Origin of the sequence: Alcaligenes faecalis, from assembly GCF_009497775.1 — a bacterium.
Taxonomy (GTDB): Bacteria; Pseudomonadota; Gammaproteobacteria; order Burkholderiales; family Burkholderiaceae_B; genus Alcaligenes; species Alcaligenes faecalis_D.
The window spans coordinates 2,675,762-2,696,130 of record NZ_CP031012.1; the positions used below are offsets into that span (position 1 = coordinate 2,675,762).

At 56.5% G+C, this 20,369-nt stretch carries 14 protein-coding genes and 1 riboswitch; of the genes, 7 read left to right on the forward strand and 7 right to left on the reverse strand.

Annotated elements, in window-relative coordinates:
• The first annotated feature begins 37 nt into the window (after window positions 1-37).
• Window positions 38-700, forward strand: a complete 663-nt coding sequence (locus DUD43_RS12485; protein ID WP_042481829.1) for a response regulator transcription factor — start codon at window positions 38-40, stop codon at window positions 698-700.
• Here DUD43_RS12485 and DUD43_RS12490 read toward each other — a convergent pair.
• The gene (locus DUD43_RS12490; protein WP_153230544.1) at window positions 687-4,130 is read right to left on the reverse strand and encodes a PAS domain-containing hybrid sensor histidine kinase/response regulator; all 3,444 of its coding nucleotides are present in this window, start codon (window positions 4,128-4,130) and stop codon (window positions 687-689) included. The genes DUD43_RS12485 and DUD43_RS12490 overlap by 14 nt on opposite strands.
• A 459-nt stretch (window positions 4,131-4,589) precedes the next feature.
• Here DUD43_RS12490 and DUD43_RS12495 point away from each other — a divergent pair, with 459 nt between their 5' ends.
• Window positions 4,590-6,299, forward strand: a complete 1,710-nt coding sequence (locus DUD43_RS12495; RefSeq protein WP_153230545.1) for a sulfate adenylyltransferase — start codon at window positions 4,590-4,592, stop codon at window positions 6,297-6,299.
• A 282-nt stretch (window positions 6,300-6,581) separates the two neighbouring features.
• Here DUD43_RS12495 and DUD43_RS12500 read toward each other — a convergent pair whose 3' ends face one another.
• Window positions 6,582-7,787 (reverse strand): MFS transporter, encoded by a 1,206-nt coding sequence (locus tag DUD43_RS12500; protein WP_153231629.1) that lies wholly within the window; start codon window positions 7,785-7,787, stop codon window positions 6,582-6,584.
• Between the two features lie 11 nt (window positions 7,788-7,798).
• Window positions 7,799-8,989, reverse strand: a complete 1,191-nt coding sequence (locus DUD43_RS12505) for a serine hydrolase domain-containing protein (protein WP_153230546.1) — start codon at window positions 8,987-8,989, stop codon at window positions 7,799-7,801.
• 120 nt (window positions 8,990-9,109) lie between these two features.
• On the opposite strand from DUD43_RS12505, the gene DUD43_RS12510 reads away from it, so the two are divergent.
• On the forward strand, window positions 9,110-10,042 hold the full coding sequence (locus DUD43_RS12510) for a LysR family transcriptional regulator (RefSeq protein WP_153231630.1): 933 nt from the start codon (window positions 9,110-9,112) through the stop codon (window positions 10,040-10,042).
• Between the two features lie 284 nt (window positions 10,043-10,326).
• Here the strand turns inward: DUD43_RS12510 and speE are convergent, their stop codons facing one another.
• A complete protein-coding gene (gene speE / locus DUD43_RS12515; protein ID WP_153230547.1) occupies window positions 10,327-11,604 on the reverse strand; it encodes a polyamine aminopropyltransferase in 1,278 nt (425 codons plus the stop codon).
• 173 nt (window positions 11,605-11,777) lie between these two features.
• Window positions 11,778-12,923 (reverse strand): ATP-binding protein, encoded by a 1,146-nt coding sequence (locus tag DUD43_RS12520; RefSeq protein WP_153230548.1) that lies wholly within the window; start codon window positions 12,921-12,923, stop codon window positions 11,778-11,780.
• Window positions 12,924-13,717: 794 nt separating this feature from the next.
• On the opposite strand from DUD43_RS12520, the gene DUD43_RS12525 reads away from it, so the two are divergent.
• Entirely contained in the window at window positions 13,718-14,341 is a 624-nt protein-coding gene (locus DUD43_RS12525) for a helix-turn-helix domain-containing protein (RefSeq protein WP_153230549.1), read from the forward strand.
• 202 nt (window positions 14,342-14,543) lie between these two features.
• Window positions 14,544-16,250, forward strand: a complete 1,707-nt coding sequence (locus DUD43_RS12530) for a methyl-accepting chemotaxis protein (protein WP_153230550.1) — start codon at window positions 14,544-14,546, stop codon at window positions 16,248-16,250.
• 5 nt (window positions 16,251-16,255) lie between these two features.
• Here the strand turns inward: DUD43_RS12530 and DUD43_RS12535 are convergent, their stop codons facing one another.
• Window positions 16,256-16,831 (reverse strand): TMEM165/GDT1 family protein, encoded by a 576-nt coding sequence (locus tag DUD43_RS12535; protein WP_009456260.1) that lies wholly within the window; start codon window positions 16,829-16,831, stop codon window positions 16,256-16,258.
• A 1-nt stretch (window position 16,832) separates the two neighbouring features.
• A riboswitch (yybP-ykoY riboswitch) is annotated at window positions 16,833-17,009 on the reverse strand.
• A 90-nt stretch (window positions 17,010-17,099) separates the two neighbouring features.
• Between DUD43_RS12535 and DUD43_RS12540 the strand changes: the two genes are divergently transcribed.
• A complete protein-coding gene (locus tag DUD43_RS12540; RefSeq protein ID WP_153230551.1) occupies window positions 17,100-18,662 on the forward strand; it encodes a glycosyltransferase family 39 protein in 1,563 nt (520 codons plus the stop codon).
• Window positions 18,663-18,667: 5 nt separating this feature from the next.
• Here DUD43_RS12540 and DUD43_RS12545 read toward each other — a convergent pair whose 3' ends face one another.
• Entirely contained in the window at window positions 18,668-19,576 is a 909-nt protein-coding gene (locus DUD43_RS12545) for a LysR substrate-binding domain-containing protein (RefSeq protein ID WP_153230552.1), read from the reverse strand.
• 125 nt (window positions 19,577-19,701) lie between these two features.
• On the opposite strand from DUD43_RS12545, the gene DUD43_RS12550 reads away from it, so the two are divergent.
• Entirely contained in the window at window positions 19,702-20,328 is a 627-nt protein-coding gene (locus DUD43_RS12550; protein ID WP_153230553.1) for an FMN-dependent NADH-azoreductase, read from the forward strand.
• The last annotated feature ends 41 nt before the right edge of the window (window positions 20,329-20,369 follow it).

The following is a 20,369-nucleotide window of genomic DNA, read 5'->3' on the forward strand; positions in this document are numbered from 1 at the left end:
CACCATTACAGATACTTGAACATGGCATAATCCCCACATGAATGAACTGCTCATTGCTGACGATCACCCGCTATTTCGTGAAGCATTACGAGGAGTCGTAGCCAGCCTGTTTCCCGGCACGGCCATATACGAAGCGGATCGCATCTCCAACTTATATCCACTGGTCGACGACCATCCTGACGCCGATCTGCTCTTGCTGGATCTGGATATTCCGGGGGCAATTGGTTTCAGCGCGCTGGTCCATTTGCGTGCGACTTACCCCTCCCTGCCCATCATTCTGGTCACCGCCCATGAAGAGGCCCGCTTTATGCGCCGCGCTATGGATCACGGCGCCATGGGCTTCATCCCTAAATCCATTGATGCACAAACGCTGGGCGTGGCCTTGCAAGTGGTTCTGGACGGCGGCACCTGGCTGCCGGAAATCGGCTCTTCCGCCCCCGGCATCAGTCTGGACGAACGGGAAGTTGCCGCGAAATTGCGCGAGCTGACGCCACAACAATTTCGCGTGCTGCAAATGCTCAGCACCGGACAACTGAACAAACAGATTGCCTACGAGCTGAATGTCTCGGAGGCCACCATCAAGGCGCACATGACGGCCATCCTGCGCAAGCTGGGTGCTTCCAATCGCACCCAGGCCGTCCTGATGGCCAGCCATCTTGGTCTGAACCAGGATGAATCCCAGGACGCTAATACGTTTTAATTTGCGCGGTCAAAAAAGCTCGCAGCGAAGCGGGCTTTACCGGCTTGGTCAGCACCAGATAGCCATATTGTCTAGCCGCTGCTTTCAGCTCATCACTACCATCCGCCGTCAACAGAGCACCCTGCGCATGGGGCAGATGCAGGCGCAGTAATTGCAGCGCCTGCAAGCCGTCCAGCCGATCATGCAAGTGATAATCCACCAGCAAAACATCGGGGTTCAGGGCGATTTTCTCCAAAGCACTGTCTACCGTATTGGCGGTGATGATTTCCGCTCCCCAACGGCCCAGCAGCACTTCCATCCCCGCAATAATATCCAGATCATTGTCCAGACACAGCACACGCAAACCCGTTAACGGCAAGCCATCGGCAGGCTTGCTGGACTCGTTACTTGGGTGACTGCTGGCCTCGCTAGCGTGGCTCAAGGGAACGCGAATGGAGAACATGCTGCCGCACCCCACTTCGGACCGCACATCCAGTGTATGCCCCAGCAAGACCGCAATACGTTGGCAAATGGACAGGCCCAATCCCAGGCCACGGCCATCCCAATCGAAGGCTTGCTCGTAGCGATGGAACTCCGCATAAATCTGCTGAATATGATGCGGCGGAATGCCCTGGCCGGAATCCCAGACCTGAAACTCCAGCTCCTCGCCCCGAACCCGCACGCCAAAGACCACCCGCCCCTCTTGGGTGTAGCGCAAGGCATTGGCCAGGAAGTTTTGCAGCACCCGGCGCAGCAGACGATGATCGCTGTACACCAGCAAAGGACGAGCATGAATCCGCAATTGAATGCCACGCCGTGCTGCCATGGGCGCGTATTGATCCGCCAAATGCTGTAGCAGGTGCTGAACATTGATCACGCCCAGATCCGGCTTCAAGGCTCCGGCATCCAGACGGGAAATATCCAGCAGTCCTTCCAGCAATTCCTCTGCGGTACGCAAAGAGGTATCCACCCGTTCGGCCAGATTGGGCATTTCCGCAAGGTCATGGGTATCGCGCAAGGCCGAGGCAAACAGGCGCGCTGCGTTAATCGGTTGCAGCACATCGTGACTAACCGCCGTCAGGAAGCGGGTGCGAGACTCCTGGGCTTTTTCCGCCTCCTGCGTACGCACCGCAACGCGCTGTTCCAGGCTGTCGTTCATCTCCCGCAGCTCGCGCTCCACACGCTTGTAATGCGTAATGTCGCTGTAGCTGGTGACGTAGCCGCCGCCCGGCAAAGGCCGCCCCCGCAGCTCCACCACCTGCTTGTCATTCAACATGCGCTGGGTCACATAGGAAGAGCCTTCGCGCATGAACTGAATACGACGGTCAATAGCCTGCTCCACCCCTATGCTTTCCACGCCATCGACCTTGCCCCGTTCGGCATTAAAGCGAATCAGGTCCGCCACGGATCGCCCCACATACAACATGCTGGGCGGGTAATCGAATAGTTGCTGATAGCGCTGATTCCAGGCGACCAGACGCATGTCCGCATCCACCACACTAACGCCCTGATCAATGTTTTCCAGCGTGGCCAGCAAAATGTCCCGATTGAAACGCAGCTCCTGACCCGCCTCATCCAGCACGGCCATGATGGCGGCCACCTCCATGCCCGAACCACGCAAGGCGCTGGTCAGCACCAGGCGCGCGGACGCCGCCCCCACCGCGGCGGCCAGCAATAGCTCCGTGAAATGCACCCAGGCACTATCTGCCCGCAAGCCGGGCTCCAAAGATTGTTTGACCTGTCTGGCCTGCGTCTCAAAAGCCCGCCGCGCCATCTTCTTGCCGACAATACGCTCTGCCAACAACAGCAAGTCCTGTACCGACAAATCCCCGTAAGAATGACGGGCCGCCAAGGTCTGACGTTCCGCATACGGATTCAGAAAAGGCTCGGCCCGCAAGCGTTCTCCCAGGCCCGGACGTCGGCGCCAGGACACCCAGAGGAAGGCGCTGATATTGCACAGCAAGGACCAGAACGTGCCATGCGTCAGCGGGTCCCAACCCTCCACACCAAACAGCTGATAAGGGCGCAGCCAGGACAGGCCAAAAGGCCCTTGATGCAGCCAGTCGTCCGCCAACCAGCCCACCTCGGTCAGCGTCGGCAAGAGCAAGGTATAAACCCAGATGGCAAAACCAAATAGCAGCCCGGCCTCTACGCCCTGCCGACTGGCACCGCGCCAATACAAGCCCCCGATCAAGCCCGGCCCAAACTGCGCGACCGCCACAAAAGCCATCAAGCCGTAGGCTGCCAAGGTCGTATCGCTACCGCTCAGCATGTAATAGCCGTAAGCCACACCCGCCAGCGCCATGATGGCAACACGACGTATCCATAACACTGTGGAAGCCACCGTACTTTGCTGATACTGCGCCCAGCCACGGCGCAGCAACAAGGGCATTACCAAGTCATTACTGACCATGGTTGAAAGCGCCACGCTGGTCACAATGACCATGCCGGTTGCCGCAGAAAAACCACCTATATAAACCATCAAGGCCAGGCCAACCTGGTTTTGCGACAAGGGCAAGGCCAGCACAAAACTGTCCGGTGCCACCCCCTCGCCCCCGACGCCAAACAAGCTGACACCCGCTGCGGCAATAGGCAAAACCATGACGCTGACCACCAGCAGATAGGCACCGAACAACCAGCGCGCCCGCCGTATATCCACCACGTCACCACACTCCACAATGGCCACATGGAACTGACGGGGCAAACAAATAATCGCGGCAAAAGCCAGCAAGGTCTGACCTACAAAACCCACAGGCGGGCTGTTCTCGAACAGCGTGCTGACGGCTCCCACCATATTGAGTTCAGTCTTGCCAAACCAGCGAAAGGCAAACAGGCCAACCGCGACCAGAGCGACCAGTTTCACCACAGACTCGAAGGCCACGGCCAGCATCAAACCCGGTCTGTGCTCGGTGGCGTCCACCTGCCGCGTTCCAAACAGAATGGAAAACAAGGCCATCAAAATCGCCACATACAAGGCCGGGTCACCAAACAGCCCTGCGTGAAATTCTGTCCCGGCCAGCACACTCAAACTCAAGGCCACCGCCTTGTATTGCAGGGCCAAATATGGAACGGCCGCCACCACGGCAATCCCCGCCACCATGGCCGCCAAACGCTGCGAGCGTCCATAACGACTGGCCATGAAGTCCGCAATGGAAACCGTATTCTGGGATTGAGCCACCAGCGCCAGGCGTTCGATAATTCGCCAGCCAAACAGCAGCATCAGCATGGGGCCTAAATAAATAGGCAAAAAACCAATGCCATAGCGCACGGCCGACCCGACCGCCCCGTAAAAGGTCCATGAAGAACAGTACACAGCCAAGGCCAGGCTGTAGACCGTAGGTCGCAACCAGGGGCGCTGGGTATACAAGGGATTCCTGTCCCCGAACCAGGCAATGGCGAACAAAATTGCGGCGTAAATCAAAGAAGCCAACACCACCCAAGCTGGCGTCATCTGCACTGTCTCCTACTTTGGTATAACGCGATGATTTTTCTCGCGATTGTGAGTAATACTAAGACAGTTCCTGCGGGATCTGGCCTTGGAAAGCTAGGGCTTATCACCTATACCCAATTTGAATTTCAGGGCAGATCTCTTGGGGCAAGCGGCAGCCGCAGCATCATGGGCCACGGTGAAAATCACCTCACCCCTGAACACGCCCGACACGATGCCTGCATCCCTGTCGTCATGCCGTATCAAACGACCGCAGCAAAACAAGGCGCAGGCGGTATTCAAGCCAGCGCTGCATCACCTGTTCAGACAAGGATTTGTCGTCTGACATCACAAGAAGAAATAGAGCGTTTGAAATCCGGGGGCCCGTCCCCTGGCCTGAAACTCATCTATCACTGGCAAACGGAAACGCCCCGACAAATAACTATCTTTCATCGTCACGCGGGGCAAATTAAAGGAGGCAATATGAACCACTCAACATTGAACTTTGATCGCTATCCACAACAGCCGCACGGTGGAACGCTGGTCAACCAGGTCGTCCCGGAAGATCGCGTCAAGGGCGAGATCGAACGTGCGCGCTCCCTGCCCAGCATCCGCGTGGATCTGGAAGCCGTCATCACTATCGAGATGATTGCGACCGGGGTGCTCTCCCCCAACAAAGGCTTCATGAACGAGGCCGACTACAACTCCGTGCTCAAAGAGGGTCGTTTGAGTAATGGTGTGGTGTGGCCTGTGCCCTTGAGCTTCGCCCCGATTGGCGATCGCAACCGCGACATTATTAAAGGACTTTCGGTCGGCTCCGAGGTGGCGCTGACCAATAGCCAGAATGAGCCAGTGGCCATCCTGAGCATCGAGGACATCTTCTCCTACGACAAGGAGCAGCGTGCCCAGCAACTGTTTGGTACTACGGACAGAAACCACCCCGGCGTGGACTCCATTTACCGCCGCATGGGCGATGTGTCCCTGGGTGGTACGTTGCACCTGCTGCAGCGTGTGGATTGGGGCCCGTTCGAGAAACTGCGTCGCGAACCCAAAGACACCTGGCGTCTGTTCTACGAAGAAAAAAAATTCAATTCCGTGGCAGGCTTTATCACCGGCGCGAACCCGCTGCACCGGGGCCACGAGTACATTCACCGCAATGCGCTGGAAGGCATTGATGGCCTGTTCCTGCAGCCGCTGGTGGAGATGGCCAAGCGTGAATACGTGCGCCACGAATTCCGCATGATGGCCTACCGGAACGTGCTGGATACCTACTACCCCAAGGACCGCGCCATCCTCTCGCCGCTGCGTGTCACCTATATTTTTGCTGGCCCGCGCGAAACCATTTTGCATGCCCTGATCATGAAGAACTACGGGTGTACCCACGCCCTGATTGGGCGGGATCATGCCGGGATTGGCAGCTACTACGACAAGTACGCCAGCCACAGCATTTTCGATCAGTTCAGCCCCAAGGAAATGGGCATTGATGTGCGCCTGTTCCATGAAGTGTTTTACTGCACGCGCTGCGCCTGCCATGCCACTTCCGAGACCTGCCCGCACGATGATCGCTTCCGCTTGACCATCTCCGGTACCGGCATTCGCGAGATGCTGCGTCACGGCATCATGCCGCCCAAGGAGATTTGCCGCCCCGAATCCATCCTGCCCGCCATGCAAGGTGTACAACCCAAAGGACTGTGCGAGGAAGGCGAAGCCATCCAGCCGGTCAGCAAGGTTATCCAGAGCATGTTCCCCTACTACACCCAGTACACCCGTCTGGGCGGGGCCAAGCGTAGTAAACCGCTGGATCCCTCTCAACTGACCGTACGCGATCTGGAAATTGCCAGCCACGACGTCCGGCACCATGCGGGAGATATCTACAACGGGGTGTACACCGAGTACAGCGCCGTGGTGGACCACAACCGCAGCATGCAAGCCGCCTGGATTGAGGACGCGCGTGCCGCCTTGCGCTTCCAGCAAGAACGTCTGATCAGCGATCTGGAAGAAAAGCAGCAACAAGCACCGGAAGAAGCCTCGGACGAGTTCATGTACCAGGACAAGCAAGAGGTCGTGCGGGAGCTGCATTCGGCCCGCAGCTTGCTGGACGATATTCCAGCGGTGATTTCTGCCAAGCAGCTGACCACACGTACCTGGAACGTCCTGCCTTACCAGCGCTATCGTGGGGCGGATAAGGAGTAAGGCGGTATCTTGCTACACCGTCCTGCTCGGATTGAAATCGAGCAGGACGGTGTCAAGAAGCCAGGGTAATTAACCGTCCCAGATCGAGAATCAAACTGTGCTGGGAGTTGCTAACTATCCCCTGTCCAACTGGCCACAATGGACCGATAGCGGCGCGCACTAAGGGGCGCTTGCCTGAGCGATACCACTTGATGCACCCGTGATGACGACAGCTTTTGCGTGAGTAACCTTACTCAGGATTCATCTCTCTTGAAGATCATCGAGACAGCCTGTAACAGATGCCTATTTCGATGATGGCAAGCCATGTGAGCGAGCAACTCCAGTGACCGCTAATGCTGCGACGAGCAGCGCCAGCACACTCCACGGAAAGGCGGACACGCTAAAGGTTTCAAGCAGAATGCCGCCGACGATTCCACCACCAGCAATGGCGATATTCCAGACCGTCACCATCATGGATTGCGCCACATCGGTGGCTTCCCCTGCCGCCTTGGCCAAGGCCGTTTGAAATAGCGTTGCCGAACCGCCAAAGGCCAGCCCCCAGACGGCGACAGACGCGTAAACAGCAGCCGGTACGGTGCCGACAAGGCCAAGTGCCAATGCGGCAAGCGCGAACAAGGTCGTGCTGATCAGTACCAGTTCACGCAAGCAGCGGTCGATCAACACACCCACAATCCAGATGCCCAGTAGCGCGGCTATGCCAAAAACCAGCAGCACGAGATCAGTCCGATCCGCGATGCCAGCTGGAACGAGAAAAGGCGCAATGTAGGTGTAGAGGATGTTATGGGCCAGCACATAGACTAGCGTGACGAACAGAATCGGCCGAATGCCCGGTAAAGTGAAAACCGCCCTGAGCGCAAACCCCTTTCCGCGTGCTTGTCCTGGAAAGTCCGGCACCTTGGCGATCACCCAGAATACGAGGATCACGGTCAGCAAACTAATCAGGCCAAAAGTCGCGCGCCAGCCGGAAGCCACACCCAGAAGAGTGCCAGCGGGAATGCCAAGAGAAAGTGCGATCGGTGTGCCCGCCATGGCAATCGCAATAGCGCGTCCCTTCAAGTGTTCAGGCACCAAACGCGCTGCATAGCCAGCCACCAGGGCCCAAAGCAGTCCTGCAAATACACCTGCAAAGAAACGGGCGACAAGTGTGACGGTGTAGCTATCGGAAACGGCGGTCACCAAATTGACAAGAGCAAAGCCGCTAATGGCGGTCAGCAACAATGGCCTGCGCCGCCAACTCTGCGTGACTGCCGTCAATGGAATCGCGGCAAGCAGGGAGCCAATCGCATAAATGGTGACGAGCTGGCCGACCAAGGCTTCGGATACCGTCAGGCTTTGCGCCATCAGTGGCAATAGACCAGCGGGCAGAGCTTCGGTCAGGATCGTGATGAAGGCGGCCAACGCCAAGGCCAGCAAGGCAGGCAGCGGCAAACGATCCTGATTATTCACAGGAACCTGATTGCATTCCTGCAAGCAGGCCGCGCTGTTCATGGAGGTAGAACTCATTGTCCAGCCTCCAAGGCACCATAGACTGCATCACGCAAATCGGTGACAAAGCGGCCGGACATCCCTTCGTACAAGGTATTGGTGAAGGCGACCACAGCGAGCCTTTGCGTCCGATCGACGAACCATGAGTGACCGTAGGCTCCGCCCCAGCGCCAGGTTCCATTGGACTCGGGAGACGCAGCCAGTGTCCGGTCGCGCAGGACCGAGAAACCCAGTCCAAAACCGAACCCTGGCGCATCCGGCAGTTCATAGCCATTCGTCTGGTCCCGCCCCATTTCCGCAACCATTTCGCTGGTTAGCAGACCGCCGCCCCCTTGGCGCAAGGCTTCCAGCAAGCGCAAAAAGTCGCCTGCCGTGCCCGCCATGCCCGCTCCCCCCGAAGGAAATGCCTGCGAATCGAAGATGCGCGCAGGACTGTAAGGGATACCCACCACCCCCTCGAAGGGCGAGACTGTTTCGCCTTCTTGCAGTAGATGCGGCTGAGGCGTGCCATTGACGTAAGCAGTCGCCACACGTTGCGCATCCCGCGCGATAAATCCGGTGTCTGCCATGCGCAGTGGACCCACCACAAGCTGACTCACCGCCACATCCAAAGGCGCGCCATACACCTGCTCGATCAAGGCACCCAGCACGTCGATTGCCAAGGAGTAGCCCCAGGCGGTTCCTGGCTCGTACAGGAGCGGCACAGTGGCGATGCGACGCAGGTTTTCCCCCAGACTGATAGCAGACGCATCCATGCCGTCCGACACACCAGCCTGCGCATAGGGACCTTGCGCATCAGCCTCAAGGAAGCGATAGCCCAATCCGGCCGTATGGCTGAGCAGTTGTCGGACAGTGATCTGCGCAGGACGACCATCAGCCAAACTTGGCCGGAATTCAGGCAGCCAAGAGTGAATGTTGTCATCAAGCCCCAGGCGTCCTTGCGCCACCAATACCAGTGCGGCGGTGGAGACAATGGGCTTGCTCACGGAGGCCAGGCGAAAGACTGTATCCACCGTCATCGCGCGGCGACTTTCATGGTCGGCCCAGCCGTAAGCCTGGTGATGGATCAGCTTGCCACCGCGGGCCACCAGCACAACCGTGCCGACCAGGCGACCCTGGTCCAGTGCCTGCTGAACAAGGGTCTGCACGCGGGTGGAAAGATGCGCTGACGGGACGCTGGCGCCAGGCGTAATTACGGAAGTCATCACAGGTAACTCCTTTCTTCAATGAAGCCAAGCCTCATGATAGAAAGCCTGAAATTAAAGAAAAAGTCAGGTAGAGTTCCGTTTTAAGCGGAACTTTATGTCCGTAATTGAGGTGTGATGATGGACAGTCTCAACAGCTTCACGGTATTCGTCCAAGTGGCTGAAGTACGCAGCTTTGTTGCAGCAGGTCGGCTGCTGGGCGTGTCGGCGTCCGCTGTCGGCAAGAGCGTGGCGCGACTGGAGGAAAAGCTGGGTGTACGCCTGTTTCACCGCAGCACTCGCAGTGTCACGCTGACAGCCGAAGGCACACTGTTCCTGCAACGCAGCCGTCGCATTCTTGCCGAAATCGAGGCAGCAGAGCAGGAGCTATCGCAGGCGACAGCCGCGCCGCGTGGCCGTTTGCGAGTCAGCTTGCCACTAGTCAGCTCACTGGTGCTACCCGTACTTGGCGAGTTCATGCGCCAGTACCCCGAGATTGAGCTGGATCTGGATTTTTCCGACCGGCTGGTCGATGTAATCGAGGAAGGTTTCGACGCGGTGATCAGAACGGGGAACCCAACTGACTCGCGCCTCTCCGCCCGTCGGCTTGGCTCCTTCCGGTCCCTACTGGTCGCTTCACCCGACTATCTAGCGCAGCAAGGGATACCCAAAGTACCTGCTGATTTGCTGAATCACACCTGCCTGCACTACCGCTTTCCCAACAGCGGCAAGCTGGAGCCGTGGGCCTTGCGCCGCGCAGCCGATGAACCCGAACTGACGCTACCAACTTCGATGATCTGCAACAACATCGAGACACGCGTGTGCTTTGCCGTGCAGGGTTTGGGCATCGCCTACCTGCCGGAGTTCTCGATCAGAGAGCCTCTGGCAGATGGGCGGCTGCAGACCATTCTGGCCGACTATGCCGAGCGCACTGGCGTTTTCCACATCCTCTGGCCCGCCAGCAAACATCCTTCACCAAAAGTCAGGGTCTTCATCGATTTCCTGTGTGCTCGCGTATTTCCAGCTTCGCGGGACAAGCCTCAAGCCAAACCCCACCGCAAGGACAGCCGATAGAGGATTGAACTATCTGCTCTACTTCCCACGCCCCCACTGCTGCGCAGGTTGTGCACCGTTGCCGTGACCTTCTGTCTCAAGGATGGCTTTCGACACTCGCAGGGGCCTAGATTGTCCTCGTCTCAGTAATGGATAAATCCGCTGTATAGAGCTTCGATTGAGTGCTGCACAAAGCAATACAGGCACCGTCGTGAAACAAAAAAGCCCCTGATCTTGTTGAGATCAGGGGCTTTTTTTCATAACAGAGCCTGCCCGAAGTCAGACTCGAACTGTCCAGAACCTGCTTAACAGACCTCTTCCAGATTGACCTCGTTCACAGGCATCAGGCGGCGGTAGAAAGTAGGCAGCGCAAACAGAGCGCCATGAAGATCAGCGTTGTAGAACTGCAGGGAATCCTGGTTCTCGCTGCTCATACGCTGTTCCAGGCGCGCCTGGATTTGCTCGGCGGAGAAAGCACGCGGGTTCAGCTCGTCGGAAGCAATCGCCAGCCCCCAGTAAGAGCCATACAGCGGAATATGCAGACCGTAGCCATGTACTTGCGCAAACACACCGGCCAGGGACTCGCTCAGGCTCTTTACCTGCTGGCTTTCGTGGAAAGGCGAACCCAGGTGCAATACCAAAGCACCACCGCTTGCCAGCGCACGTTTGCAGGACTCAAAGAAAGCCGCCGTGTACAAGGGACCGGCCGGAGTTTCAGGGTCGGTCAGATCCAGATAAATCAGATCAAAACGTTCCTGTGTATTGGCCAGGAATTTCGCGCCGTCTTCGATCTGAATCTGCACGCGCGGATTATCAAACGCCCCCTTGTGAATGGACTGCAAGTGCTCGCGAGCTACCTCAATCACTTCACCATCCAGCTCAACCAGGGATACTCGCTCCAGGCTGGGGTACTTCAACAACTCTTCCAGGGCTCCGCCATCACCACCGCCCACAATCAGGGCGCGACGTGGATTGGGGTGAGCCATGACAGCCGGGTGAATCAGACCTTCGTGGTAGAAGAACTCTTCGGCCTCGGAGGTCATCATGCAGCCGTCCAGACGCAAGGTCGTACCCAGGGTTTCGGAACGCAGCAGTTCCAGACGTTGGAAAGCAGTCTGGCGCTCCAGCAAACGCTCAGTAAAGCGGAAGCCATACAGCGCATCCTGATTCAGGTTTTCCGTCAGCAGTTCGCCAGCATGGGCCGGGCCGTCGGCCTCGCCGCGCCACAAGCGATTACGCTGGGCCTGGCCGGGCTTGAAAGCCTGTTCAATTCCGTTGATCAGGCGGGTTGCCTTGCCGGAGTTGTCCTGCATGAAGTTGCAGACATACACGTCCAGCGTTACGCCACCGCGCTCTGGCCAGGTATGGATGGCCAAGTGAGACTCGGCCAGCAACAGCACTCCGGTAACACCACCGGGCTGCCCTTCAAACTCGGGAAATGCCTGCCACTCTTCACCAACAATCGTCAGCCCTGCATCAATAGTCTGCTGGCGGCAAAAATCAGCCAGTTTCTGGGCATCGATCAGCAGCTCCGGGCTGCATGCACATTGGTAAAGGTCTGCGGTCAAGTGCAAGCCTTGCATAATCGTGTGCTCCTTTAACGGATTTTGCGCTCCCCACCAACGAGATGACCGCAACGTAAAAACTTCAAAGCGAGGTGCACCTGAAATGGCGATCACCTCGCTTCACGAAAAGAGCGCAAATTGTACCTTATATCAAACTTAAATATATGAAAATAACCCTATTTTAGAGAAGATTAAGGTATATACGATGCGGAAGGCAGCAGAACCAATTCCATGACCAAATGCGCGCCCGGCCCCGGACGCTCCTTGAAATAGACCCGGCCCCCGTGGTGCTGCACAATCGAGCGCAAAATGGACAAGCCCAAACCGCTGCCTTGCACCTGCTGACCGGGCAGGCGATAGAACTTGTCAAACACCTTCTCTTTATAGAGAGGATCAATACCCGGCCCTTGATCCAGGACCTCTATACAGGCCCAACCAGCCTGGCCGGGCTGCAAGCGCAAGGTCACCGTGCTGTCCGCTGGGGAATACTTCAGGGCATTTTCCAGCGCATTACGCAGGGCCACCAATAAAGGAACAATATCCACCTTGGCCCACAAGCCATACACGGGTAAATCCAGGCGAATGCGATGGCGCTGCTCATTAAAGGCGCGCAGGCTCAGGCGCAGCACGGCACGCAAATCCGATTCGCGCCATTCCTGCATCCCCGCCCCCTCGTACTCCATGCGATTCAGGCGCGTCAAATCGTCCAGCAGCACATCAACGCCACGGACTTTTTCATGTAATTGGGTGTAAATCTTGCTGGCCCAGGCAGACGGGGTGGTCTCCAGTTGCAGCAATTGGATATAGCCGCTGATGGCGGCCAGTGGAGAGCGGATTTCATGGGCCGCTACGGCAAAACAGTCGGCGCGATCGCGCTCCTGTTGCATTTTTGCGCTGACATCACGAATCATCAGCAAGGTTGAAGTGTCTGAATCGGGGGCGGCATAGGCATGAAATTCCAGGGCGCGAGCCTGTTTCCCTTCGCCATCCCGGTGCAAGCAGTAAAAGGGATTTTTCGCACGGTTAATAACCTGGCTAATTCCAGGCAGCAAATATGCTAAATCCGCCCGTATTCCTTTTTCCAGGTTCTGGAAAAAATCAATTAAATCATCCGTGCCATTGGCTAATTCCGGCGTATCCAGCAAACGGCGCATGGCCCGATTGCAGCCTTCAATTCGCCCACAGGAATCGAACATGACAATGGCATCGGGCAAGGCATCCAGCATTTGCTCAAAGCGATTCGCTTTTTCATAAGCCTGCCCCGGCCATTTAGGCACGCTCGCTCGGTCAAACAAACGTTGCCCGATCAAAAAACTGGTAAATAGTGTGAGCAACAAGCCAATCCCCTATTTTCGTCCCACAACAAGCACCGTGCCTGCCTCAGTGCGGTTTCAATCTCCATGCGAGAAAAAGCCGGTCCAGCGGATAAACCAGGCATTTTTCCTGATGGGATTACTGACATGCCAATGCCCTTGCATCAGCTTGGGTGAAAAAAACGGTTAAGCGCCTAATAAATGAATTTCATAACAATTAAGCGAAACAACGGGAAAGGTATTAGTACGTTTTAAAAGTTTTACTCCAAAAATGGCCGCCATACTGCTTAACAAGACAATCAGCCTTATCATAAGGCGCAGAAACTTTCTTTGAGGAAACAAGGGGACTTATACAAAATAGATTCCTATTTATTTCATAAAGACTGATCAGGATCAAGACTAACGATAAAAACAAGTGCTAGGGTGCTAACAGCCTTTTTTCTTGGCCCGACAAGCCAAGCACCGCCCGGACCCGCCCATATCACTAACGTTTATAAATGTGTTCAGCTACCTACACTGGGCCCGTCCGGTAACACGACAGCGCAAGGGATACGCGTAAAATCAGCAAGGCGAGTCCAGGTTCACAGGCCCGCCCGATTGAAGTGATTCCCTGACGAAGCATGAACATCTGAAAATCGGAGATATTAGAAGCATGTGTGTCGAATACTCTGCCTATCACTTGGCGTGAACAGGCCACTTTCCATTGCCATTATTAGTATTTCTGTACTTACTAATACCGTCTCTACACTCTGCACTGCTACATCGGGGCACACAGCCTTCTTTTCCCCGGTCTGGCCTGCTTTCATTTTGTTGACTCCATGAACGACGCCGTTTACTCCACTCGGCAGGCTGCTGATTTACTGGGTGTGTCTGTACGCACCGTACAACTCTGGGTAGAAGCCGGGACCCTGAAAGCCTGGAAAACCCAAGGCGGGCACCGACGCATCGACCGCGACTCCGTACAAGCCATCTTGCAAGAGCGCCAGGGGCAGACCAGCTCCCAGACGCCCGATACCCCGATTACCCCCAGCCTGCCCGTTTGCAGCGGTGAACCCTGCCTGCGCGTGCTGGTCGTTGAAGACGACCTGGATTTGCTGGCGATTTACCGCATGGCCATGGAACACCTGCCCTTCCCGGTCGAGTTGCGCTGCGAACAGGATGGCCTGAAAGGTCTGATTGCCGCCGGCAACTTCTACCCCGATGTGCTGATCGTGGACCTGAACCTGCCCAAGCTCGATGGTTTTGCCATGCTCAAGGCCCTGGCCGACGCCCCGGAAACCGAACATACCCAGATCTACGTGATTTCTGCGTTGAACGCCGCCGATATTCACGCGCGTGGCGGCCTGCCCGGCAACGCGACAGCCCTGGCCAAACCTATTCCCATTGCCCTGCTCCTGCAACTGCTCAGCGAAGCTTTCCACGCCCAGTACCTGCCCTCCTGAACGCCCGCTCTTCCCTTTATCAGCACGGATCAATTTTTTCAATTTCGATCGGTTTGTGACAAAAATTTTCATTTGATTATCATTTTTTTATTTTTAGACATAAAAAACGAATCAAATGATACTATTCACGAAAATTCACAACAAGAAATTGATCCGTTTATCTTGAGTCTTTTGCTGATACAAAAATACAAAGGGAAAGGCTATGCGCAAGAACCTACCAATCACCGGCATCGAAACCGAGCTGCTGGACGAGCAATATCTCATTTCCAAAACTGACCTGGCCGGCCGCATCATTTATGCGAATCCGGCCTTTGTCGAGGTAAGCGGTTTCAGTCGGGAAGAGTTGATTGGCGAGCCGCACAATATCGTGCGTCACCCCGATATGCCGTCCGAAGTCTTTGCGGATTTGTGGCATACCCTGAAACAGGGGCGCTCGTGGGTGGGGGTGGTAAAGAATCGCCGTAAAGACGGCGGTTTTTATTGGGTTCTGGCCCATGCCAGCCCGATTATTGAACAAGGCGAATTAACCGGCTTTGCGTCAGTACGTGTGCGCGCAAAACCCCAGGATATTCAAGCCGCTGAACAGTTTTATCAGGAATTGCGCGAGGGCCGAAGTCTCTCGCGAACCATACGTGCCGGCCAAATTACAGCCCGCAGCTGGCGTCGCCCTTTTGCCAGCCTGCGTTTTTTGGCCGGCCCCAGTTTGCTGGCTGCCTTTTTACGAAAAGGCCTGTTGAATCTAGGTATTACCGGCGGGATTATTGCCATGGTCCTGAATACGGAAATGCCGCAGCAAAGCATGATCCTTCTGGCCAGTTCGCTGGGTGTAGGAACCTTAATGATTCTGGGCTATCAGGCCGTGCTGATGCGACGCGTTTTGGGATCGTTTAAAACGGCCACGCACATCGCTCAACAAATTGCCGCCGGCAACCTGACAGTCAACACACGTGGGCCCGCCGTGAAGAAGCTGGAAACCCTGGGCCAGAACCTGGATCTGATGCGTAAAAGCCTGATGAGCATCAGTACCGATGTGGACCATAGCTGCAGCAACAATCAAGTCGTGTCGCGCAAGCTCTCGGACAATAGCGCCTTACTGGAGGCTCGCACACAAGAGCAGGCGGCCTCCATGCAGGAGACCACCGCCAGCATGAGCTCGTTTGGGCAGGCCGTTTTGCAGACAGCAGAAAATGCCAAGGCCAGCCATGAACTGGCCAGTCGTAGCGCAGATATTGCGGGTCGCGGGAACGAGGCGGTTCAGAAAGTCAGCTCGTCCATGCAGCAGATTCTGGAAAGCTCGCAGCATATTGGCAATATCGTGTCGATGATCAATAACATCGCCTTTCAGACTAATATCCTGTCGATTAACGCCTCAATTGAATCAGCCCGTGCCGGGGAAGCCGGTAAAGGCTTTGCGGTAGTGGCCTCTGCCGTGCGTTCGCTGGCTCAGCAAGCCGCCGAAGCGGCTGATGAAATCAAGCAACTGGTCACCGAAACCCAAACCCTCAGCGCCGAAGGTGCTAGCCACGCGGCAAATGCCGGGCAGACCATGCAGGAAATTCTGACGTCCGTGTCTGAAGTTGCCGGTTTGATGGGTGAAATCTCTGCCGCTACCGGCGAGCAAAGCATTGGTTTGGGTCAGCTGACCCAGGCCTTGAAACAGGTGGATCAGATCACCAGCGACAATGCCGCCCTGGTTCATGACTTGAGTGAAACGGCTCAGGAACTGAACCAGAACGGGGCCGAGCTGCAAGAGGCAATCAGTGTCCTGAATCATGGGGAAAGTGCGCATACTCACCAGCCCACTCGCTCTGCTGCCCCCTTGATCCTGGCCCCGGTTGTGAGTATGGATGCCGCTCGTCGCAGACCTGCCCATCCGGGCCGACTACGACAATTGGCATCCAGCACCTGAATTCGCTAGAAGCCCAGGCTTTCAGCCCCTCCCAACAAGGCCAGCACGCCCAGCACGGCAAAGATACAGGCAGCAATCCGGTGCACCAGTTGAGTCGGCAAACGGCGGGCAATACGCTCGCCGAACAAGACGGCGGGTGCATTGGCCAGCATCATGCCCAGGGTCGTGCCCAGAACCACCAAACCGAACTCCTGATATTTGGCGGCCAACGCGACGGTGGCGATCTGTGTCTTGTCGCCCATCTCGGCCAGGAAAAAAGTCACCAGCGTGGTACCAAAAACGCCAAAGCGCGTACGAGTGGCTTCGGCATCGTCGATCTTGTCGGGAATCAGAATCCAGATGGCCATGGCCAGGAAGGAAATACCCAGCACCCAGCGCAGCACTTCAGGGTCCAGCAAAGCGGGAACCCAGGCGCCAATGGCACCGGCCAAACCGTGATTAACTAAAGTTGCTATGAAAATAGCGAGAATGATGGGCCAAGGGCGTTTGTAGCGGGCTGCAAGAATAAAGGCCAACAACTGGGTTTTGTCCCCAATTTCTGCCAAGGCAACCACACCCGTGGAGATAAACAACGCTTCCATAACAACTCCTGGCCGGATAAGAGACAGATGACCACAAACCCTCCCGGCCAAACGCGAAGGTCTATGGTCAAAAGTCTTGCCAGGCTAAGTTGCTATCAGCGCCATGACCCTGTGTAGGCCAAGTATGTTGACGCTGATCTTCGGTAATCCGAAGCGGCTACTCCCTAATGACGAAGCGCATCGTAGCCCAGATTAAGGCGCCTGTCCAATCGGGGTTTTTCAACGCACAAGAAGTACACTTGCTTATTTCCACGCTTTCACCATACGCATGACTGCCCAGAACCCAGCATCGGCCCAGCCCAACACCTACCAGCGCTACGTGCTGCTGTATCTGTTATTCATGGTTTTGCTGTGGTCCGTTTTGATGGCAATTAGCCACAAAGCGCCCGACCTGGACGGCATGGAAGAGCTGGTCTGGTCGGCCAGTTTCGAGCTGGGCTATTTGAAGCATCCGCCCTTCCCATCCTGGGTGATGGCTGCCCTGACCAGCGTGGTCGGACGCCCGGCCTGGCTGACTTTTGCTGCAGGCATGACGGCCTCGGTGCTGGGGCTGTGGTTTATCTGGAAACTGGCCTGCGAGTTCCTGAATCCCGAACGCGCCTTCATGGTCTTGCTGATCAGTTCTGTCAGTATTTACTTTTCCTTGCGCGGCACCATTTTTAATCACAACACGGCACAACTGTGGTCTGTAACCGCCGCGACCTGGTTTTTCTATCGCGCCAGCCGGGATCAGAAACCGGCAGATTGGTTATGGCTGGGTGCAGTCGCTGCGCTGTCTACCGTCACCAAATACAGCGCCGTGATTCTGTTCACTGCCTTCTTCCTGTACTTTCTGCGCAGCGGTATGTGGCGTCAACGGCAAACCTGGATAGGGCTGGGTCTGGCCCTGCTTGCCTATGTACTGGTCCTGTCGCCCCATCTGTACTGGCTGGTGAAAAATGACTTCGCCCCCTTCCGTTATATGGACGGCTCGCTGGAAACGCATACGCGTTGGGAAGCCTACAAGGAGCTGCTGGCTTTCAGTCTGGACCAGCTGGGACGACTGAGCCCCATGATTGTGGCCATGATTGCGCTGGCCATCTGGAATCGTCGTGACAGGAAAAAGCTGGCTCCGTCCGATGCCGCTCTGCAAAACAAGCAGCGCTATGCCGATGATATTTCCCGCCGCGACAAGCAGTTTCTGCTGTGGGTGGGCCTGACTCCCATCGTCAGCACGGTCCTGATTTCAGCCATTATGGGCACCCGTCTGGTCGCTTCCTGGGCCACGACTTTCTTTGTCTTGTATGGTTTTTTTGCCTTGTGGATCATGCACGGCAAGGACAAGATTCAGCTGCGTCGCGTGGCCATTATTGTGATCGTGCTGCAGATTCTGCTGGCATCGGGCTATGCCCTGGCTCGCGGTCCATTGGCCTGGCATAAAGGTCGGGACTCCCGCTCCACCTTCCCCGGCCCGGAAGTGTCTGCCCAGATGCAAGCTATCTGGAAAGAACACATGCCCGGCATTCCACTTAAAGTCGTGGTGGCGGACACCTGGCTGGGCGGCAATATTGCTGTTCATGCAGGCCAGGACGTGATGGTCTTTATTGATGCCGACCCGGCTGCATCCCCTTGGCTAACACTGCCCAAGGATATGGAATGCGGTGCCCTGATTGTCTACAGCATTCAAACTCGTGGAGAACCTCCGGCATCCCTGCTCAAGCTGTACGAACAAGCCCCCATCAAGGGGCAGGCCGAGCAGCGCTGGTCCTCTGAACGCAGCCCCATGATTGATCTGAACTGGGCGATTCTGCCCGCCCAAAGCAGTTGCCCATTTGCAGCGGCGGCCCGCTAAAACGCTTAAATCTTGGGGTGATGCACCGGCAGTTGCTCCCCCAGATAATCCAGAAAATGCCGCACCGCCGGGGCCATGCCTCGGCGGGAGGCAAATACAGCGTGAATAATCCCCGGCAAGGGTGCCCACTGCGGCAGAACCTGCACCAAGCGCCCGGCTTTCAGGGCATCGCAGCACATATAGTCAGGCAAGATGCCCACGCCTATGCCCTGCTCCACCCCTTCACGCAACGTCAGCAAATCCGAGGCCATATAGCGCGGCCTGTGCGTTACCGTCAGGCTGGCCCCTTCGGGACCGTACAATTCCCATTCGTTTTGACCTTGCCGGGCCGACATGGCCACCGTGGGCAACTTGACCAGATCTGCCGGGCCACGGACCGGATCAAAACGCGCCAGCAGTTCAGGCTGGGCAACCAGAATCGCCCCGGTTTCGCCCAGGCGTTTCACGATATAGCTGGCGCTATCACTTAATGTACTGCGGACTCGCAAGGCCACATCAATCCCGTCCGCTACGGGATCGACCACCCGATTGCTGACTTCCACCTCCAGTTCAACCTGGGGATAGCGAATCAGAAACTGCGCAAACACGGTCGACAAGACCGTATGGGCCAAGGTGACCGGGCAACTGATGCGCAAGAGGCCACGCGGCTCCTGCTGCACCTGGGCCACCGCCGAGTAAGCCGCTTCGGCCTCATCACGCATGGCCTGGCAATGGCGCAGGAACACCTCTCCGGCAGGGGTCAGAGACAGGCTGCGCGTGGTGCGTTGCAAAAGACGCACACCGACCTCTGCCTCCAGGCGGCTCAAGCGTCTGGACACTCGCGATGGCGGCATACCCAGGTGCCGGGCGGCAGCACTAAAGCCGCCGCGTTGCACCACTTCGGTAAACAGCACCATGTCATTTAAGTCATACATACAGGGATGTTTTCCAGGATTACAGACAAAAGTAGAATAATCTTTCTCAGAAAAACCGGCTTATCAAAGGTATGGGCATCAAACATAATGACACCATTCCTTCATCGCTTTGGACACCAAACATCATGAAACTGCTACACGTAGACTCCAGTATCACCGGCGCCAATTCTGTTTCCCGCGAACTTTCGCAATTTGTGGTTGATCAGTTGCGCCAGCAAAATGATCAAGTCCAAGTGGAGCATGTGGATCTGGCCCTGAACCCGCCACCTCACTTCTCGGCTGACTCCCTGGGCATGCGCCTGGGTCTGGACCCAGCCACTCTGAGCGAGCGTCAGCGCGCCGAGAACGCCATCACCGAACAATACCTGAGCCAGTTCCTGGCCTCCGATGTGGTTGTCATTGGCGCCCCCTTCTACAACTTCACCATTCCCAGCCAACTGAAAGCCTGGATGGATCGTCTGGCTCAAGCTGGCCGTACTTTCCGCTACACCAGCAATGGCCCTGAAGGTCTGGCTGGCAACAAAACGGTGTACCTGGTTCTGAGCCGTGGCGGCATCTACTCCGAATCGGAGCAAGGCCAGGCCATGGAACACCAGGAAAGCTACCTGCGCGTGATGTTCGGCTTCATGGGCGTGACGGACCTGCGTATTGTGTACGCCGAAGGTCTGGGCAAAGCTCCCGAGCTGCGCGAGCAGATTATAGAAAACGCCAAAGCCAGTGTCAGCGCCTTGCTGGAAAAGAGCGTTGCCTAAGAGACAGCGAAGGCCAGGTTCGACCCGGCCTTTCTTGCTTA

What these genes read in the sequence shown, in the direction of transcription:
- DUD43_RS12485 (WP_042481829.1), top strand. Translation starts at nt 38, where the DNA reads ATGAATGAACTGCTCATTGCTGACGATCACCCGCTATTTCGTGAAGCA.
- DUD43_RS12490 (WP_153230544.1), bottom strand. Translation starts at nt 4,130, where the DNA reads ATGACGCCAGCTTGGGTGGTGTTGGCTTCTTTGATTTACGCCGCAATT.
- DUD43_RS12495 (WP_153230545.1), top strand. Translation starts at nt 4,590, where the DNA reads ATGAACCACTCAACATTGAACTTTGATCGCTATCCACAACAGCCGCAC.
- DUD43_RS12500 (WP_153231629.1), bottom strand. Translation starts at nt 7,787, where the DNA reads ATGAACAGCGCGGCCTGCTTGCAGGAATGCAATCAGGTTCCTGTGAAT.
- DUD43_RS12505 (WP_153230546.1), bottom strand. Translation starts at nt 8,989, where the DNA reads ATGACTTCCGTAATTACGCCTGGCGCCAGCGTCCCGTCAGCGCATCTT.
- DUD43_RS12510 (WP_153231630.1), top strand. Translation starts at nt 9,110, where the DNA reads ATGGACAGTCTCAACAGCTTCACGGTATTCGTCCAAGTGGCTGAAGTA.
- speE (WP_153230547.1), bottom strand. Translation starts at nt 11,604, where the DNA reads ATGCAAGGCTTGCACTTGACCGCAGACCTTTACCAATGTGCATGCAGC.
- DUD43_RS12525 (WP_153230549.1), top strand. Translation starts at nt 13,718, where the DNA reads ATGAACGACGCCGTTTACTCCACTCGGCAGGCTGCTGATTTACTGGGT.
- DUD43_RS12530 (WP_153230550.1), top strand. Translation starts at nt 14,544, where the DNA reads ATGCGCAAGAACCTACCAATCACCGGCATCGAAACCGAGCTGCTGGAC.
- DUD43_RS12535 (WP_009456260.1), bottom strand. Translation starts at nt 16,831, where the DNA reads ATGGAAGCGTTGTTTATCTCCACGGGTGTGGTTGCCTTGGCAGAAATT.
- DUD43_RS12540 (WP_153230551.1), top strand. Translation starts at nt 17,100, where the DNA reads ATGACTGCCCAGAACCCAGCATCGGCCCAGCCCAACACCTACCAGCGC.
- DUD43_RS12545 (WP_153230552.1), bottom strand. Translation starts at nt 19,576, where the DNA reads ATGTATGACTTAAATGACATGGTGCTGTTTACCGAAGTGGTGCAACGC.
- DUD43_RS12550 (WP_153230553.1), top strand. Translation starts at nt 19,702, where the DNA reads ATGAAACTGCTACACGTAGACTCCAGTATCACCGGCGCCAATTCTGTT.